Source organism: Pseudoalteromonas shioyasakiensis, from assembly GCF_024518675.1.
In the GTDB taxonomy this organism is placed as follows: Bacteria; Pseudomonadota; Gammaproteobacteria; order Enterobacterales; family Alteromonadaceae; genus Pseudoalteromonas; species Pseudoalteromonas shioyasakiensis_B.
In genome coordinates, this window is sequence record NZ_JANIGL010000002.1 from 457,014 (window position 1) to 476,245 (window position 19,232).

Annotated in this window: 12 protein-coding genes and 7 tRNA genes; 6 read left to right on the forward strand and 13 right to left on the reverse strand. The window is 39.5% G+C overall.

Going from position 1 to position 19,232, the window contains the following annotated elements:
* Positions 1-15 precede the first annotated feature (15 nt).
* The 10 genes from NQT69_RS07945 to NQT69_RS07990 all read right to left on the reverse strand — a co-directional run bounded on the left by NQT69_RS07945 (position 16) and on the right by NQT69_RS07990 (position 7,159).
* Entirely contained in the window at positions 16-3,096 is a 3,081-nt protein-coding gene (locus tag NQT69_RS07945) for an efflux RND transporter permease subunit (protein WP_256827115.1), read from the reverse strand.
* The gene (locus NQT69_RS07950; RefSeq protein WP_256827116.1) at positions 3,093-4,406 is read right to left on the reverse strand and encodes an efflux RND transporter periplasmic adaptor subunit; all 1,314 of its coding nucleotides are present in this window, start codon (positions 4,404-4,406) and stop codon (positions 3,093-3,095) included. The genes NQT69_RS07945 and NQT69_RS07950 overlap by 4 nt, the downstream gene beginning before the upstream one ends.
* Positions 4,407-4,408: 2 nt before the next feature.
* The gene (locus NQT69_RS07955; RefSeq protein WP_256827118.1) at positions 4,409-5,815 is read right to left on the reverse strand and encodes an efflux transporter outer membrane subunit; all 1,407 of its coding nucleotides are present in this window, start codon (positions 5,813-5,815) and stop codon (positions 4,409-4,411) included.
* Positions 5,816-6,088: 273 nt separating this feature from the next.
* Positions 6,089-6,164, reverse strand: a tRNA-Phe gene (locus NQT69_RS07960).
* A gap of 49 nt (positions 6,165-6,213) precedes the next feature.
* Positions 6,214-6,289, reverse strand: a tRNA-Thr gene (locus NQT69_RS07965).
* Positions 6,290-6,346: 57 nt separating this feature from the next.
* Positions 6,347-6,422, reverse strand: a tRNA-Phe gene (locus NQT69_RS07970).
* 130 nt (positions 6,423-6,552) lie between these two features.
* Positions 6,553-6,628, reverse strand: a tRNA-Thr gene (locus NQT69_RS07975).
* Positions 6,629-6,730: 102 nt separating this feature from the next.
* Positions 6,731-6,806 (reverse strand) — tRNA-Phe (locus tag NQT69_RS07980).
* A gap of 130 nt (positions 6,807-6,936) precedes the next feature.
* Positions 6,937-7,012: transfer RNA gene (locus NQT69_RS07985), tRNA-Thr, on the reverse strand.
* A gap of 71 nt (positions 7,013-7,083) precedes the next feature.
* Positions 7,084-7,159, reverse strand: a tRNA-Phe gene (locus NQT69_RS07990).
* Between the two features lie 441 nt (positions 7,160-7,600).
* Here NQT69_RS07990 and NQT69_RS07995 point away from each other — a divergent pair.
* Positions 7,601-10,378: a hybrid sensor histidine kinase/response regulator gene (locus tag NQT69_RS07995; protein ID WP_256827119.1), complete on the forward strand. Its 2,778-nt coding sequence runs from the start codon at positions 7,601-7,603 to the stop codon at positions 10,376-10,378.
* Between the two features lie 52 nt (positions 10,379-10,430).
* Here the strand turns inward: NQT69_RS07995 and NQT69_RS08000 are convergent, their stop codons facing one another.
* Both NQT69_RS08000 and mutY read right to left on the reverse strand, forming a co-directional pair.
* The gene (locus tag NQT69_RS08000) at positions 10,431-10,703 is read right to left on the reverse strand and encodes an oxidative damage protection protein (RefSeq protein WP_256827120.1); all 273 of its coding nucleotides are present in this window, start codon (positions 10,701-10,703) and stop codon (positions 10,431-10,433) included.
* 24 nt (positions 10,704-10,727) lie between these two features.
* Positions 10,728-11,804 carry an A/G-specific adenine glycosylase gene (gene mutY / locus NQT69_RS08005; RefSeq protein WP_306173997.1) on the reverse strand — a complete coding sequence of 359 codons (1,077 nt, stop codon included), beginning with the start codon at positions 11,802-11,804 and terminating at the stop codon, positions 10,728-10,730.
* 167 nt (positions 11,805-11,971) lie between these two features.
* On the opposite strand from mutY, the gene trmB reads away from it, so the two are divergent.
* The 5 genes from trmB to arcA all read left to right on the forward strand — a co-directional run bounded on the left by trmB (position 11,972) and on the right by arcA (position 16,873).
* Positions 11,972-12,697 carry a tRNA (guanosine(46)-N7)-methyltransferase TrmB gene (gene trmB, locus NQT69_RS08010; RefSeq protein ID WP_256827121.1) on the forward strand — a complete coding sequence of 242 codons (726 nt, stop codon included), beginning with the start codon at positions 11,972-11,974 and terminating at the stop codon, positions 12,695-12,697.
* Positions 12,698-12,727: 30 nt separating this feature from the next.
* The gene (gene rsmC, locus NQT69_RS08015; protein WP_256827122.1) at positions 12,728-13,753 is read left to right on the forward strand and encodes a 16S rRNA (guanine(1207)-N(2))-methyltransferase RsmC; all 1,026 of its coding nucleotides are present in this window, start codon (positions 12,728-12,730) and stop codon (positions 13,751-13,753) included.
* Positions 13,754-13,904: 151 nt separating this feature from the next.
* Positions 13,905-15,530, forward strand: coding sequence for an ATP-binding protein (locus tag NQT69_RS08020; RefSeq protein ID WP_256827123.1), 1,626 nt, complete (start codon positions 13,905-13,907; stop codon positions 15,528-15,530).
* Entirely contained in the window at positions 15,527-16,051 is a 525-nt protein-coding gene (locus NQT69_RS08025; protein ID WP_256827124.1) for a YfiR family protein, read from the forward strand. The genes NQT69_RS08020 and NQT69_RS08025 overlap by 4 nt, the downstream gene beginning before the upstream one ends.
* Positions 16,052-16,156: 105 nt before the next feature.
* A complete protein-coding gene (arcA, locus tag NQT69_RS08030) occupies positions 16,157-16,873 on the forward strand; it encodes a two-component system response regulator ArcA (RefSeq protein WP_256827126.1) in 717 nt (238 codons plus the stop codon).
* A 25-nt stretch (positions 16,874-16,898) separates the two neighbouring features.
* Here the strand turns inward: arcA and arcB are convergent, their stop codons facing one another.
* Positions 16,899-19,223 (reverse strand): aerobic respiration two-component sensor histidine kinase ArcB, encoded by a 2,325-nt coding sequence (arcB, locus tag NQT69_RS08035; RefSeq protein WP_256827127.1) that lies wholly within the window; start codon positions 19,221-19,223, stop codon positions 16,899-16,901.
* Between the last annotated feature and the right edge of the window lie 9 nt (positions 19,224-19,232).

A 19,232-nucleotide genomic window follows, 5' to 3' on the forward strand; every position in this document is an offset into this window, starting at 1 on the left:
TTGACGGTGAATATGTTACTTAAACCAACCTTGAAAGCGTTCCATCAACATATAGTTAACTGGCACCAGTAACAAAGTAATAAAGGTGGCAAAGATAATACCAAAGCCAAGACTTACAGCCATCGGTATTAAAAATTGTGCTTGTGTAGCCTTTTCAAACAATAGCGGCATTAAACCTATAAACGTAGTTAAGCTCGTTAGCATAACGGGACGAAAACGAGCCGCACCAGCGCGTTTTACAGCTTCAAGTAAATCGCCACCTTCACTGCGCTTTTTATTTATATAGTCAACCAATACCAGAGAGTCGTTAACAACAACCCCCACTAGAGCTAACATGCCAAGTAAACTCATTATGGTTAAATCCATACCCATGATCCAGTGCCCCATTACAGCACCTATCATACCAAATGGGATCACACTCATTACAATCAGTGGCTGCAAGTATGATTTAAATGGGATCGCCAATAGAGCATAAATGATAAAGAATACAAACAATAATCCCCAGGCAAGTGAACCAAACGACTCTCGTTGCTCTTTCGCCTCACCTTCTAAGGTGTAATCTACACCAGGGTATTGTTGCACAAGCTCGTCTAAATACCCTTTCAAGTCAGCTTGAAGTACCGTCATATTGGTGTTGTTTTTCTCAACATCGGCGGTCACACTAAGTGTGCGATAACGGTCAACACGACGAATACTCGACGGGCTCTTACCTGTTTTGAGCTTAGCAACATGAGACAGTGGTACGGTCCCCCCATCTGGTAAATCAATGAGAATGTCGGTTAAATCAGCCACCGAGCGGCGCTCTTCAAGTGGTAGTCTTACCATCACCCGAACATCATCTCGACCACGTTGTATACGCTGTGCTTGCGAACCAAAAAACGAATTTCGAATTTGCTGTAACACATCAGTACGATTTAAGCCCAGCGCTAAGCCTTGATCTGTCAGTTCAACCTGCAGCTCCTCTTTACCATCAGACAAACTATCAGCGATTTCAAATACTGTGGGATAAGTAGCGAGTCGCTGTTTAATTTTCTCAGCAACAATTTCTAAGGTTTCAATTGTGCTACCGGTGAGCTGAACATCAATGGGGTCTGAACTGCGGCCAATTTCAGCCCTAAAGGTCATACTTTCTGCCCCGGGTATTACACCAATTAAATCACGCCATTCACTAGCAAGCTGTTGCGAACCGATTGTTGAATCACGTTCTTCAGCAGGTGTAATTTCAAAACGCACAGAGCCGCTGTTTGATGTGCCTCCTCGGCCACCGGTGCTGGCCAAAATATTCAAGATCACACTTTCGCCATCTTCATCGCGGTATTTATCTTGTAACTCTTTGGCTTTATCTGACATAAGCACTATGTATTTATTTGTTACTTCAAAAGGCGTACCGGCAGGAAAAGTAAGACTGGCTCTCACCGTTTCACTTGGGATCCGAGGGAAAAATACAAACTTAGTCCAACCACTCGAAATAAGAGTTAAAATAATTAAAAATATGCCAACAAATGAACTCACTGTGGCTAATTTATTTTTTAACGCCAAATTAAGTATGGGCTTATAGTACTTCATAATTGCCATTTCAAAACCATCAGCGAAGCGCTGTTGTAATCGTTCGAGTTTTGATGGCTCTGCTTTTTGGTTACGTAATTTGATATATTTTAAATGGGCTGGTAATACAAACTTAGATTCGATAAGTGAAAATAACAATACCGGAATAACCACCACTGGAATTTGCGCGAATAAAGCGCCTCGCCCACCTTCGATAAACGCCAAAGGCAAAAATGCAGCCACAGTTGTTAACACACCAAATGTCACCGGGGTGGCAACTTCTTGGGTTCCTCGAATAGCCGCTTGCTCACCGGATTCTGCTGTTTTTAAATGGGTATAGACATTCTCACCGGTCACAATCGCATCATCAACCACGATACCCAAAACTAGAATAAAGCCAAATAAGCTCATTATATTTAGCGTTATACCAAACAGTGGCATCGCTAAAAAGGCTCCCATAAAAGATACTGGAATACCAACAAATACCCATATCGCAATCGCTGGACGTAAAAATAACGTCAGTAATGCTAGAACTAAAATGCCGCCTTGAATCGCGTTAGTCGTTAGCGTTGCTATGCGCCCTTTCACTATTTGCGAATCGTCATCCCAATAGCTAAGCTCAAATCCTACAGGCAGACTTTGCTGTTGTTGATCAATATATTCTTTGACTGCACCAGCCACACCAATAGCACTTTGTGGCCCAATACGGTAGACATCAATGAATGCAGCTTGCTTACCATTAAAACGAGTGCGAACTGGGGTTTCTTCAAAATCATCAGTAATACTGGCAATGTCACCTAAACGAATAATAGTGCCATCTGCTTGTTGTTTAACGACAATTTTCGCAAATTCATCTTTACGGTAAGCTTGGCCTTTTGAGCGAATAAGCACCTCACCGCCCTCGGTTTTTAAGTTACCCGCAGAAACATCGGTACTTGAACGTGAAATAGCTGAAGAAATTTCCGCTAAGCTTAAATCGTATTGACGTAACACATCTTGGCTTACTTCAACGGAAATTTCGTAATCACGTACCCCACTTAGCTCTACTTGAGTTATTAAAGGTATGCGAAGTAAGTCATCACGTACTTTTTCTGCATATTCGAGGGTTTCTTTTTCGCCATATTCACTCGAAACAGTCACTGCGATTACTTCGCGAATACGTTGATCAAGCGCAACAACTGGCTTTTCAGCATCAACAGGAAAAGTGTTAATAGCATCAACTCGGCTTTTTATATCAGCCAATAAGTCTCGCGCATCATAGCCGGTTTCAACTTCAATACTCACTGAGGATGAACCTTCAGAAGAGCTACTTGAAATTTGTTCTATACCTTCAAGATCTTGCACCGCTTCTTCAATACGAATGGTGACACCCTTTTCAACATCTTCAGGGGTTGAACCACGTAACGTTACTTGCACACTAATTCGGTCTGCTTCAAAAGAAGGAAATACTTCTAGAGGTATTTGGGTCGATAAACTAAATAGCCCAGACAACACAATACTAATAAGTAATAAATTGGCGGCTACATGGTTTTTAGTAAACCAAGCTATCATTGCTTAGCTCCTTGGCCGCGAGCTTGGCGACGTTGCTTCATAAGCTCTTGAACTGAAATACCCTGCTCTTTTGCCATTTGCTCAAGTTGCTCTTTGCTTGGGCGCTCTCCCCGTCCTTGCTTATTGCCACGGGTAGTCTGATAAGCTTGCTCACCCATTATGTTCACTTGTGTGCCTGAGCTAACTTGGCCAAGCGGTGTTATCACTAAGTTATCGCCTGCTTTAAGGCCTGATGCAATAATCGCATCATTGGCATTTTGCCACCTTAGGTTAATATCTTTACGTTTTAAGATACCTTGCTCTTCGATATATACATAGCTGCCTTGGTAAATAGCACTATTAGGAATTACAATCGCATCTTGCACCTCTACCCCTTTAATTTGCGCTGTTATATATTGGCCAATTTTAATTGGGTATTGATTATTTTCTGTTGCCTTGTATGGGTCATTAATTTGACCCACAACATAAAGCTGCTGTGCTGATGAGTCTATAGCGCCTTCGGTTCTTACAACCTGACCTTGCCATTGCTGTGAGCCAACCAAATCAGAACGAAAAACAACAGGTGATCCTTGCTCATTACTCACACCATCACGAAACTGCTCAGGCAATTCGATAAAAGGTAAATCTTTGTTTTTAATTGGCAAACGGATTTCAACACTGTCAATAGCATAAATAGAAGCAAGCTCAGTGTTATTACTTACCACTTGGCCTAAATCAACACTGCGGCTTAAAACTCTACCTGCATAAGGTGCACTGATTTTAGTGCGTTCTAAATCAAGCTCAGCTTTTTCTAGTTGTGCTTGTGCTGATAACACCTCAGCTTGCGCTGCAGCTAATTGTGGTTTACGCAGTACTAATGAACTGGCTTGTTCACCATTGCCTAAGCGTTGCCAATCTGTTTGCGCTTGATTACCACGCGCTTCTTCTTCTAATAAAGCTTGTTGTGCACTTAATAAATTAGCTTGGGCAGATTTAACTTCTGCACGATGATCTCTATCATCCAATTCAAGCAGCACATCGCCTTTTTCAAAAAAGCCACCTTCACGAAATTGCTCGCTAATTTTAATAATTTGCCCCGAGGCTTGTGACACCAGCATGCTTTGCGTTCGCGGTTTTACCGTGCCAAAACTATTGATCATAATTTGATAAGGTTGCGCTTGTAGATGAGAAACAGCGACAGTCACATTTGCTTTTGGCGCTGAGCCAAATCGTCGAGTTTCTGGTGGGTTGTCCTTGATAATCACAATAAGTGTCGCGGTCGCTGCGATAATAATAGTTGGGATTAAAAATTTACGAAGTTTACTGTTCATAATTATTGCTCTTCTGGCTCTTGGTTAGGCTCGGAAAAATCGCCACCAAGGGCAATATGTAGCTTTATTCTATTAAGGATGAGTTGATTTTTAATGTTTATCACTGAGTTTTGAGCAGTGAAGGAGCGATCTTGTGCATCAAGTACAGTGGTATAGTCGACTAACCCACTTTGATATTGCTCAAATGATAGCTGTTCGGCAGCAATCGCGTTGGTTTGTGCTTCGAGTGTTTTCGTATATCGCTGCTGTAATGACTGCTCTTGCGTAATCGCATTTTCAACATCGTTAAACGCATCATACAATGACTCAAGATATACTTGCTCTTGACGCTTTACGGTTAAACGAGCTTGTTCTTCATTAGCCTTTAAACGTCCTCCGTCAAAAATTGGCATTGCTATACTACCCACTAATGACCACGCTAAACTAGAAGGTGAAAATAGATCACTCATCCGGTCAGTACTATCACCAATTGACGCTGATAAATTTAAGCTAGGAAAACGTTGCTTGTGAGCATATGCTAAACCTGCGTCAGTACTGAGTAACTGGTACCAACTCGCCATTAAGCTTGGCTTACGTGTAATAAGTTCCGATGGCAACCCCATAGGAATTGGTTGGTCTAATAATGGTAAGTCCGCATCTATACTCAAGGCACCTTTAGGATATTCGCCTGTTAAACGTTCAAGAGTGCGAATTGCTTCAGTTAATGTTGCTTGTTGTTCGGCAATATTTGAGCGCTCAGTATTTAATTCATTGCGGGTCAAATATACGTCTAATGCTTCATTTAAGCCTTGGCGGTAACCAGACTCAATAATCGAGAGGTTCTGTAGAGCAATTTTTTCTCTTTGTTTATAAAGATCGAGCAATTGCTGCGCAGTGATAACATTAAACCAGCCACTAACTACATCCGCAACGAGCTGTTGGCGTGACTGCTCATAGCTGGCCTTTTGTGCTAAATACTCCAAATTTGCTTGGCGTTCAGCCGCCGATAACTTACCCCACAAATCCACTTCATAACTTAGTGAAATATTAGCCGAGCTTGCATTGTTATAACTAACAGGGCGATTATCTTTACTACGATTTGTACTTGCTGATAAATCTAGGCTTGGCCAAAGCGCTGCCCCCGTTGCGAGTAACTGCTGTTGTTTTATTGCGACATCATAGCCCTGCTGTAAAATTGCCTGATTATGCGCAAGCGCCTGCTCTACTAATGCAAATACTTGTGGATTGTCTAATTGTTGTAACCAATCATTAGCAACTGCATCAACTATGTTTTCGTTAGAATTTTGCTGCCAATTAGTTGGCAGCGTTTCGAGCTGCTGCACCCGCTCTTGTTGAGTAGGTTGTGTTGTACATGCTCCGATAAACAACACAGATAATGCAACAATACTCGGCTTTAATTGCCAGTTCATGTTTAACCCTGAATACATCTATTACTGAGTGTAATTCAAGCACTCATGCACGAATAGCTCAACTGACTTTACATAACATTACAAATTCTTAGCATACAATACGTTAAAGTGCTGGATTAGTAAGATGAAAGGTTAAAAGTGAAAGGTGCTAGGTGCTAGGTGCTAGGTGCTAGAATTAAAAATCACTGCCAAGTAGAAGGCAAACTTTATTATCTAAATAACAACTTATTTCAAAAACAAAAAAGCCCTGCGAGTGCAGGGCTTTAGTATAAATGGTGCCTCGACGCGGAATCGAACCACGGACACGAGGATTTTCAATCCTCTGCTCTACCGACTGAGCTATCGAGGCACAACAATTGTGCTGATTCACTGTTAACTTAACAATAAATCTAAATAAATGGTGCCGACTAACCGAGTCGAACGGTTGACCTACTGATTACAAGTCAGTTGCTCTACCAGCTGAGCTAAGTCGGCACACTAAACTGTGTGCTAGGCACGTATCAATTTTAAAGATTGATTAACTTTAATAAATGGTGCCTCGACGCGGAATCGAACCACGGACACGAGGATTTTCAATCCTCTGCTCTACCGACTGAGCTATCGAGGCACTTAATAGTGCTAATTAAATGTTTAAAACATTTAATTTAAATAAATGGTGCCGACTAATCAAGTCGAACGGATAACTTAAATGAATTACTGATTACAAGTCAGTTGCTCTGTTCAAATTATCAAATAAATGGTGCCGACTAACCGAGTCGAACGGTTGACCTACTGATTACAAGTCAGTTGCTCTACCAGCTGAGCTAAGTCGGCACACTAAACTGTGTGCTATGGCACATATCAATTTTAAAGATTGATTAACTTAAAACCACTAAATTAAAAAAGCCTCGCTATTGCGAAGCCTTATCTAATAAATGGTGCCTCGACGCGGAATCGAACCACGGACACGAGGATTTTCAATCCTCTGCTCTACCGACTGAGCTATCGAGGCACTTAATAGTGCTAATTAAATGTTTAAAACATTTAATCTAAATAAATGGTGCCGACTAATCAAGTCGAACGGATAACTTAAATGAATTACTGATTACAAGTCAGTTGCTCTATTCAAATTATCAAATAAATGGTGCCGACTAACCGAGTCGAACGGTTGACCTACTGATTACAAGTCAGTTGCTCTACCAGCTGAGCTAAGTCGGCACACTAAACTGTGTGCTTTGGCACGCGTAATAAGGTTTAAAATTAAAGCTTAAACATTATTACTATAATAATGGTGCCTCGACGCGGAATCGAACCACGGACACGAGGATTTTCAATCCTCTGCTCTACCGACTGAGCTATCGAGGCAAATTCAGTTCTACCTATAAAACTTATAGGATTTTCAACACATTCCCGCGAGTTCTACTGACTGAACTGCCGAAGAAAGTCAGATTTAACTAAAAACCACATAGGATTTTTAATACTCTTCCCAAGCACTCTACTGACTGAGCTATCTGGGCGTGCGGCGTATTAAACTGGTTTTACCCCGGCAAGTCAACTTTTTTTTTGTCTAACCCCATCGTTTGCACAGTTTTGCAGCAAAGTGGTTAATAAACATTATAAACGTTGTTTTTTAATGCACTTATATGAGCTTTTCGTAGCTACAACCTGTTTTTTTATAAAAATTAGTATTTATTACATTTAATAGACATTAACGTAGTGAATTATTTCTGGTAAATGTTAGGATGGATTTAAAATACACAAGCAGCTGTTTAGCTTGCGATTACATACGATAATCTTGGAAAATAAATGCAGAGTAAATTTTCTTCTCCAGTTAAAGGCTTGCAGCCACTGGTTATAGTCATAAACCTTGTTGTCACAGCGCTTGCGTTAGCTGCCTATTCTTTTTATCCTGTTGAACAAGCTAATGGGCCAAAGGCCACAGGTTCTATTACTTTAAATGAGCTCACGGACCAATTAACAAAACCACTAATAACAGCTTTAACAGAGCCTGGACAAAACAGAGCATCTCAGTTACTTAATTTAAGCGCTGAACTTAATAATCAATTTGAGTACTACTTATATAGGTATACAGCAACAAAACAATCGGAGCTTGTCTATGCGAGTAAAAAGCCTGCGATTGAACCTTCAAAGCTCAATCAATACAGTAAAGATGATAATACTATTTATCAGCAGTTAAGCCTTAACGATCAGCCGGTTGGCGAATTGATAATCAAAAAAGTGGCTAACACTCAAATACCAAGTCATTCTGCAGGGCTTACTTATGTTCTTGTCGGTTTAGCTTTACTTAGCCTAATCATTTTAACCTTCTACATTAATGCATATTTAAATAAACGGATCAGAAAAAGTAGTGATTCTCTAGCCTCTCAGTTGCAAGTTATTACAGAGTCAGCAAGCTATGATTCACATGTACAACAGCAGTTAGATTTAGGGCTTAGTGCTGTTGCTAGCAATATCAACAAACTACTCGATCAAGTACAAGATGCGATAACAAATAATAATGCCGCGCAATCCGATTTAATAAGCCTACAAAGTGATTTAGAAACAGAAGTTCAAAAGCGAACTATGGAACTTGAAAAGGCGACTTTAAGAGCAGAGCAAGCTAGTGATTCGAAGACAACGTTTTTAGCAACAATGAGCCATGAAATACGCACGCCAATGAATGGTGTAATAGGCACAATTGATTTACTAAGACAAACAGAGCTTAATGGTGCACAGCATAGACTTAGTACCATCATTCGTGAATCGGCTTTTTCATTGTTAGGAATTTTAGATGATATTTTAGATTTTTCTAAAATTGAAGCAGGCAGATTAAATATAGACCCAACCCCTTTTTCAGTGGCTGACACTATCGAGGAAGTTGCCCGTGTATTGTCGTCTGTGGCAAAAAAACGTCAGTTAGATCTTGAACTAGCTATAGCGCCTGATATCCCTACCAACTTAATTGGCGATACTATTCGGGTTCGCCAAGTACTATATAACCTATGTAGTAACGCGATTAAATTTACCAGTACCGATGAAAACCGCCGCGGCCATGTTCGCATTGCCGTTGAAGTTGCGCAAAACACCACCGATCATTTCACCCTACGTTTTATTGTTAGCGATAATGGGAAAGGAATGAGCCAGTCACAGTTGCGCGAAATTTTTAATCCATTTATTCAGGCCGAAAACTCTATAACACGTGAATATGGTGGTACAGGTCTCGGTTTATCTATTTGTAAAAGTTTAACCGAGCTAATGCTTGGCACAATAAATGTGACTAGCGATTTAGGTATTGGCAGTGAGTTTGTTGTCGAACTCCCATTTAGCACTGAAGGGACTATTAAATACGCTCATAAAAATACATTAAAAGACCAACATGTGGTTTTAATAAGCGATAACAACGCGAGAAAGCAAACACTGGCTCGTTATTTATCATTTATGGGGGCAAAAACAAGCCAAGCAGATACGTTATCTGAAATAGAGCGGCATCAAGAAAGCTTTGGCATTGTTTGGGTACTTGACGGTGTTGACTCCATCGAGAAAACTAATTCGTTATTGCGCCGTCTTATGTACACGCTTGAAGATCACAAACAGCAAATTGTTGTGTTAAGTAAATTAGATGAAGCAGCGATAAATCATAAAAATATATTTTATCTAAATGCAACACCACTGTGTAAATCAAACTTTATGATGTCTCTACTTGTTGCTGCTGGGTTGCACACACCTAAACAGGTAAAACCGGTTAAAACCTTTAATAACTACTTAAACGTAGAGCAAGCCAGAGAAGAAAATAAACTTATATTACTAGTAGAAGATAATCTTCTTAATCAGCAAGTTTTAACCGATCAACTCCACCTATTAGGCTATGGCGTTGAAGTGGCTGAAAACGGCGAGCAAGGTCTGCAAAAATGGCGAGAAGAGCGCTACTCTTTAATTCTTACTGATTTACATATGCCTAAGATGTCTGGTTATGACATGGTTGAAATAATCAGAGAAGAAGCATCAAAGCTGGCTGATATAAACGCACAACCCTACGTAATTGCTATCACTGCAAATGCGTTAAAAGGTGAAAAAGAGCGATGCTTGAATGCAGGTATTAATGACTTTATCACTAAACCTGTAGAACTAAATGCCTTAGAAGCAATTTTAGAGACTTGGACACAAAAAAGTAAGCAGGGCACTGTTTCTGTCAGTGATGTCAGCGAAAAACCGGCTGCCCCTGTAAATTTAGAAATGCTCGCTAAGTACGTCAATAACGATGAAGCAAAACAAATCCGTTTCTTTAAAATGTACTTAGAACAAAGTAATAATTTGACCAAAGAAATTAACAGTGCGGTTATGGTTTCAGACTATCAAAGCATTGCACAAGCTTGTCATCAATTAAAGTCTATTTCTAAAACCATTGGTGCAGAACAAGTTAGTAAACTAGCTGCAGACTTTGAAGAGCATTGCCATTTAGAAAACTTATCAAGTGATGAACTAATTGAGCAAAGGGATACGTTAGAAATTGAATATTCACGCGTTGCTCAATTTTTAAAAGAGCAAGTTAAACAAGCAGACGAGCAAGAACAAAGTAATATTTAAAACTCTGCGTTAAAAGGGCTTAGGCCCTTTTAACGCTCGAGCTAATATAAAATTACTTTTCAGGGGGACGATAACCTTCGATTTCGACCTCTTTATCTTCAAACAAGAACCCTACCATTTGTTCTTCTAAAAACGTACGGTGCTCAGGGTCCATCATATTTAAATGCTTTTCGTTAATTAGCATAGTTTGCTTATGCTGCCATTGACCCCATGCTTCTTTAGAAATATTGTTGAAAATCTTTTCTCCAAGCTCACCTGGGTATAGTTGAAAACCAAGGCCTTCGGCTTCTTTTTGTAACTTTTGACAAAATACTGTACGTGCCATAATTGCTCTCTTCTTAATATTCGTTTAAGACTTAACACTAGTGTAAACCATTGTGCTGATTTGTTTAACCAGCTTTTTAGTTGGTGCGGCTAAACCGACCTCAATTGATTGATCTAGAGGGTACCAAACTAATTGCCGTTCATTAACAACATCCGGCATGTTATGAAGCTTAAGCACATAGGGCTTAATGGTTAACTCAAAATGCGAGAACACATGAGTAAACGGCTCAATTTCAAGTGTATTTAATGCCAGTCCCTGCTGGACTAAAAAGGCCTCGAGTTGAGCTTTTTGTGCAAACTCAAAAAAGCTAAATAAGCCACCCCAAATACCTGAGTTAGGCCTTTTTTCCATTAACACTTGGTCGTCACATTGAATAATTAATTGGTAGCATTCTTTTTTAGGCACTGCTTTTTTAGGCTTTGAATGTGGAAACTGTTTTACTACGCCAGCATTATGTGCCTTACATCGAGCTTGCAATGGGCAAAGTTCGCACGAAAATTTACTACGCGAACATAAACTTGCACCTAAATCCATCATAGCTTGATTGAACTCGGTCACATTTTCTTTAGGTGTAAGCTGCTCTGTTAGCTGCCATAACTGGTTTTCAACCTTCTTCACCCCATACCAGCCTTCTACCATAAAGTAACGGGCTAAAACACGCTTTACATTTCCATCTAAAATAGGATGGTGTTGACCAAGGGATAGTGATAAAACAGCCCCAGCGGTAGAGCGGCCTATGCCAGGTAATGCAACCACTTGCTCTAAACTTGTTGGAAAAATGCCTTGATATTGGTCACGTACAATTTTGGCAGTTTTATGTAAATTACGTGCTCTTGCGTAATAGCCAAGTCCAGTCCAATGATGTAATACAACATCTTCATCAGCATTCGCCAAAGCTATAATATCAGGAAAGCTTGCCATAAATTTTTCAAAATAAGGAATGACTGTCACAACTTGAGTCTGTTGTAGCATTACCTCAGACACCCAGACTTTATAAGGTGTTTTATTTAACTGCCATGGTAAAGTTTTACGCCCATGTAGTTGATACCAATCAACTACCTGCTGTGAAAACCAACTTGCATCATTATCGTCTAACTTCAAAATAACTACTTTGTATAACTCGCCCTTTGATAGCGGGCAGTCTATTGCAGTGAGCTAAAATATCAAGTTCTAAACATCCGCAAAGGATAAAGCCTTGTGATCAAGCCCACGGTCAGGGATAATACGCCACCATTTTAAAACATGTTGTTTTCATCAGGCCAAAATATATGAGTGATTCAAGTAACGATAACCTTGAGCAAGCAAAGCAAGAAGGTAAATATATTCGTACAATTCGTAGCTTTGTTAAACGTGAAGGTCGTTTAACCAAAGGACAAGCAGCAGCAATTGAAAAATGCTGGCCAACAATGGGGCTTGAGCACCAAAATGGTATGCTTGATTTAGCCCAAGTATTTGGCAATGATAACGATGTTGTTTTAGAGATTGGCTTTGGTATGGGCAAATCTTTAGTTGAAATGGCTAAAAACGCACCGCATTTAAACTTTATTGGTATCGAAGTGCATCGCCCTGGTGTTGGTGCCTGCTTAATGGATGCAGATGAAGCTGGTGTGACGAATTTACGCGTTTTTGAACACGATGCTGTTGAGGTCCTTGCCGATTGCATTGCTGATGAAAGTTTAAGTAAATTACAATTGTTTTTCCCTGATCCATGGCATAAAAAGCGTCACCACAAGCGCCGCATAGTGCAGCCTGCATTTGTAGAGAGCTTGCGCAGTAAGTTAAAAATTGGTGGTGTTTTTCACATGGCCACAGACTGGGAAAACTACGCCGAGCATATGCTTGAAGTAATGCAAGCTGCTGAGCACTATAAAAATCAATCACAAACAAATGATTATGTGCCGCGCCCTGATTTTCGCCCATTAACAAAGTTTGAGCAACGTGGTCATCGCTTAGGTCATGGTGTTTGGGACTTAATGTTCGAACGCATCAGCTAAAATTAAACAACACTTAAGGTAAAGCCATTTATGAGCGCATTAACTAACCCAAGTTCATTATTACTGCGAAATAGCGAATCACTCAATGCTGAGTCTATTTTGGTAGTCAATTTTGTGCAAGATGGCTTTTTATCTCAACTTAAAAGTTTAAACCCAAACAGTAAAATTACAGCTTTTAGCTACAACCATGCAAATGGCCAGTTTGCTAAAAGCCTCAATGACATAGATGTTTGTATAAGTCATGAAATAGCTGAGCAACAATTTGATTTGGTGATTTATTATTATCCAAAATCAAAGCCCGAAGCATTAATGACGCTCGATAATATTCGTGCCGTGATCAATGCGGATGCAGACGTACTGGTTGTTGGTGAAAATAAAAGCGGTGTCAAATCAATCGAAAAGCAATTCGCTGGACACTGTGAGTTTGGTCGTAAAATTGATAGTGCACGCCACTGCGCACTCTATTTATTCTCTGGTATTGCACAACTAGCAGAGTTCAATATTAGCCGGTATCACAAGCAATTCACTGTTGAAGTAGCGGGAACGCAGTTTAACGCAATTAGTATCCCCGGAGTATTTAATCACGGTGAACTTGATGCCGGGACTAAAATGCTATTAGAAAACGCGCCAACGGTTAAAAATGGTCAAGTGCTCGATTTTGGTTGCGGCGCAGGTTTAATAGCCACATTTTTAGGCCTTAAAAATGTGGCCCTATCCTTTGTTTGCTCTGATGTGAGTGCGCTTGCAGCTTATGCTACTACACAAACGCTAGCGCTCAATAACATTAATGGGCAGGCTATACTTAGCGACGGACTTGCGAGTATTAGTGGTAAATTTGATTTAATAATTTCTAACCCACCATTTCATACGGGGATCGCTACGGATTACACGATTGCTGAGCAATTTTTAAGTAATGCAAAGCAACATTTAACCAAATCAGGTAAACTGACTATCGTTGCCAACTGTTTTTTAAAATACCCACCTATTTTAGAATCTCAATTCGGCGAATACCAAACAGTTCATAAAAACAATAAGTTTGCGGTTTATAGTAGCTAGATAAATCTGTAATTTAGCTTAGGTAACCGCCTTTTTTAATGTTTAACAACAAAAAGTGACAATTCTTTGATATTTCTTCGTCACTTTTCGTTGCTTTTGCTAGACTTAGAAAATGAAGTCACCATGATAAATATCTGGCTATAACAAAAAAATGCCTAAATCTTTACCACAAACGAGTATTCGAAAAGCGCTGATCAGTGCAGTCATGTTTGTTACTGCTCTTTGTTTATCGCTGTCTATTTCAATCTCGACCTATCTTGATGTTAAAGAGCAAAAGCAATTAATAATTAATAAGCTAAATATCCTTGCTGAAATCGTCGCATTTAATGCACAAATCACTGTTTTATTTGATGACATAAAAACTGAAGAGCAACGTTTAAAGTCATTTGAAACTATTCCTCTAGTTAAAAACATACATATTTACGCTATTGATGAAGTGTCAAATAAAGCGGTGTTTTTTACCAGCTTTAATGCCAAGAAAACCGCGCCGGTACCTCTTCGGGTTGATAATATTGACCAGTTAAAAGAAGCTAAGGTGACTGGTGATCAAGTTGAGCTCATAAAACCAATACTCTATGAAGGGGAAATAAAAGGGTATGTATATATTCGTGGTGGTTTAGAGCGCCTCAATAACTATATAAACAAAAAAATACTCATCGACATTTTATTAACCTTATTTGTTTTAGTGTTAGTATATTTTGTTGCTAAGCACATTCAAAAACGTATCGCCAACCCTATTGATGAATTAAGTGTGTTATTACAAGATGTTTCTAAAAACCACAACTACAATGCCCGTGCTCCAAGAACCAACATAACAGAAATAAATACCCTCGCTAATAGTTTGAATATCATGCTTACCCGTACGCAAAACCAGATTGAGCGTCACAAAAATGATAAGCAAGAAATTAAGCAACTTAACCAAAGTTTAGAAGAAAAAGTTAACCAGCGAACAATTGCCCTACGAGAAGCAAATCAAGAACTCCTCAATACACTAGAGCGCATGCACCAATATCAAAACCAAATTGTAGAGAGTGAAAAAATGGCTTCACTTGGACAAATGGTGGCAGGTGTTGCCCATGAAGTTAATACTCCTATTGGTTTAGGTATTACTGGCTCAACGCTATTACGTGACAAACTTGCCGAGATAAACTCAGGGTTTGAAAACAAAACCTTAACCTCGAGTCAGTTAAAACGCTTTATTGATGATGGAATAGAAAACCTAGATTTAATTTATCGTAACTTAAACCGAGCTGCAGAACTGGTATCGAGCTTTAAAAAGGTGGCAGTAAACCAAGATGGCGAATTGAATGCCATTGTTAACGTTAAAGAGCTCATCAGTGATGTCTTATTATCGATGCGTACAGAAATCCAAGAAAAAGACCCTGAGGTGACTGTTCATTGCCCGTCCGAGTTAATATTCGAAACGAAAGTAGGCCCGTTGCAACAAGTGCTACAACAGTTGATCAGTAATTCAATCATTCATGGTTTTAAGGATGATATAGGCAATGAAATTGAATTCACTATAGAGCGCACTGAAAGCAGCCTGATTATTCACTACCATGATAATGGGATTGGCGTTGATAAAACCATTAAAAAACGTATTTTTGATCCCTTTGTCACAACTAAACGTGGTGAAGGTGGCAGTGGTTTAGGTATGCATTTGGTTTATAACCTAGTAACCCAAGCCCTAGGCGGTAATGTTTACTACGATGAGCAAGAAAAAACAGGCACCCGCTTTATTATAACGCTGCCTCACAAGCAGGCTGGTATAAAATGAGTTTAAGGCTGGCGTTACTGAGCATTGTGTTATGTGCTCCATTTAGCATTTTTGCAAAGTCTCCTGAGCAGGTGAAATCCGCTTTTTTATACCAAATAAGTAAGTTTGTTGAATTCACCAAAGCTGACGAAAACCAAGCAATGAGCTTTTGCTTTTATGACATCAAACAAGGTTTAGGCGCCGTTTTAAAGAACACACCTTCATTAAAAATTAACAATAAGCCCATCAAGGTAGTTTTAATAGATAAAAAACAGCAAATTTCTGAACTTTCTCGCTTTTGTGATATCACATACATTGATGAAACAGAAGAAGATGATATAATTCCACTTTGGATCGATACCATTTCGTCAGACACCTTAACAGTTGGTGAGAGTATCAATTTTTTAGAAAAGGGTGGCATTGCTGCTTTGATCCAAGAAGGGAATAAAATCCGACTGTATATCAATAAACAGCAGTTATTGCGTAGTAGTTTTAAAGTGCAATCTCGGTTATTAGCTGTTTCGAAGTTTTATCCAAATTGATTTACTTGTTAACAAATGGATATACTCCTATAATCTCTGTATTCGGTTTTATAATACAATGCCGAATTAATTGTAAATAAAATATTCCGAAAAGGTTAATTAATAATGCAAACGCCAGTCATTCTGATTGTAGAGGATGAAGACGTAACTCGACTAAACCTCGTTAGTTTATTTGAAGCTGAAGGTTATAAAGTTATTGAAGCCATAGATGGCGATGACATGCATGACAAGCTTACAAATAATGATGATGTGAATCTTGTAGTTATGGATATCAACCTACCAGGTAAAAACGGGCTTATATTAGCGCGTGAGTTACGTCAAAAGCGTAACGTTGGACTCATTTTCCTAACTGGTCGTGATAATGATGTAGACCGTATTTTAGGCCTTGAAATTGGTGCTGACGACTATATTACTAAGCCGTTTAATCCGCGTGAACTTACTATTCGTGCTCGTAACTTAATTTCTCGTACTGCTCTTGGCGGTGAAGAAACTAATATCGAAACGAATGGTGTTATCACGTTCAATGGCTGGGAGCTTGACGAAAATAGCCGTTGTTTAACATCTCCAAATGGCGATGCTAAACGTCTTCCTAAAGGCGAATATAGAGCACTACGTTTAATGCTAGATTCTCCAGGTCGTATTTTTAGCCGTGAACAGCTAATTAAGCATATGACTGGCCGTGAATTACGTGCTAATGACCGTACAGTAGATGTTACTATTCGTCGTATTCGTAAGCACTTTGAAAGTGACAACAGCACCTCTGAATTGATCAGTACTATTCACGGTGAAGGTTATCGCTTCATCGGTAAAATCGACAGCTAAAAAGTTGTTGTTTAACCTACAGCAGTTACTTATCTAACTGCTGTAAGAATAAATGAAGGGCTTGCTGTCCTTCATTTATTTTTTCTGTAAGCTGTGTTAACCAATCTTGTAAAACTTCATCACTTTGCTCAAGCGCACCATGCTCCATCATTTTAGCATGTAGCTGAACATCATTAAGCCCCACGGAACCAGCTGCACCTTTAAGCTTATGCGCAACCGACTTATACTCTTCTCTATCACCTTGCGCTAATGTATTTGCCAACTCCTGCTGGTATTGAGGGTTTAACTTGGCAAATAAGTTACTACTACGCTTGAATACCTCAATGCCCATTGAATTAACAAAGTCTTCTATAGTTTCAATATCTAATAAATCGACATTTATCTGAGCATAATCCGCTGCTGATACAGTTAAACGGGTTTCATCGCATTGTTGTGCTTGTTTAATATCAAACAGCTCAGCAAGCATTTTATCCAATTTAGTGGTGTTGATTGGCTTTGCAAGTGCACCTTGAATTGAGATGCCCTCTAACTCCTCTTCTGCGCTGCGCACATTTGCAGTTAAAGCGACGATAGGAAGTTTATCAAAGTAACTATCAGAGCGAATTTGTCTAGCAACCTCATCACCATTTATATCTGGTAATTGCATATCTAATAGGACTAAATCGAGATCATCCTCAGTTTCAACAAACGATAATGCATCTTCACCTGTTTCAGCCCAAATGACTTCATGACCGCGTTGTTCAAGCAAGTTAGTAGCAATTTCTGCATTGAGCGGCACATCTTCGACTAATAATATATTAAGGCTACGACCGGCATAACTTTGCTCTGTGGGAGCTACACATAAAGCCAGTGGCACTTCAACGGCAAAGCAGCTTCCCTCTCCTTCTGTACTGTTAACCCGAATTTGGCCATTCATCGCAGTAACAAGTGCTTTAGTAACTGCCAAGCCAATTCCTGAGCCGATAGCATTCGTACCATTTACATCTGGTGCTTTATAGTACATGTCAAAAATGCGTTGTAATTGTTCTTGCGGTATCCCTTGTCCAGTATCGGTGACTTTCATCACTAACCACGTACCGTCAGCGCGGTTCTCTCTAATACAAGATAATTCTACTCGCCCTTGCTGCGTAAACTTAACGGCATTATTAATTAAATTCCAAACAACTTGGCGCAAACGGGTAGGATCAAGCGAAGCATAAATATCTAAAATGCCTTTACGTTCTATCTCAAATTCAAGTCCTTTTTGCTCTGCAATGAGGCCAGCAAAATTCACAACATCATTAATAAAGTCAGAAACATTAATCGGCGCAGTAACTATATCTAGCTGCTCTCGGTCTATTTTGTCCAAATCAATAATATCATTAAAAATATTACCTAAGGTTTCAGCACTCGAAAAAACCGTGTTACACCAGCTGCGCTGCTGCTTATCAAGCTCAGTATCTAGCAGCATACGAGTGAGACCCACTATCCCATTAAGTGGAGTTCTTAGTTCGTGACTTAAAGTCGCAATAAATTTACCTTTGTCTTTATAAGCTGTTTCTAACGCTTGAGCAGCTTCTTTACGACTTGTAATATCTCGGCCAAACGCCAGTAAACCGATGTATTCGCCTTCATCGTTGATGAAAGGTAACTTACGCATTTCAAACCAGCGATTTTCTTTGTCTACTGGGTACTCCACATCTAAGGTGAGGGCTTGATGTGTCTCTTCAACCTTGTTATCTGTTCTTAATACCTCTGGTAAATAAGATTTTGGGTATATTTGTTCCGCTGTTTTGCCAATCAGTTCGGTAGCTGGTTTGCCAATGACTTTCTCGAACATTTTATTACAACCAGCAAATACACCATTATTATCACGGTAGTAAAATAGATCGGGCGATGAATCAACAATAGAGCGCAATAACATGCCTTGTTGAGCAAGCTCTTGCTGAGTTTTCTTACGTTCAGCAATTTCGCGTCTAAGCTCCTCAATTGCACGGTGCTTGGCATGAAATGCCATTTTACGCTCATCAATCTCGACATTAAGTCGAGTGATATTATCTTTTAATGTTTGGTTTAATAACTTTTCTTGCTTGGTCGCGCTATCAAGGTAGGCGTAAGAGGCATCGAGCTGACGGATTGAGTTAATAATTACACTAATCATGATCGGTGAAACAACCGCGGTAAAAAATAACATAGCGAGTACATCAACAATGACTACGTGACCGACTGCAACATAATAAAACATACAGGCTAAAATCAACGAAACAACTAACAGCAAGACGTAACAAATGGCTGCTGTTTTAAATTCACCAAAACGAGTGATTAAACTTGAAAGCATTCGAGCCCAAGGGCTCAAAGAAGAATCGATCATATATAAACT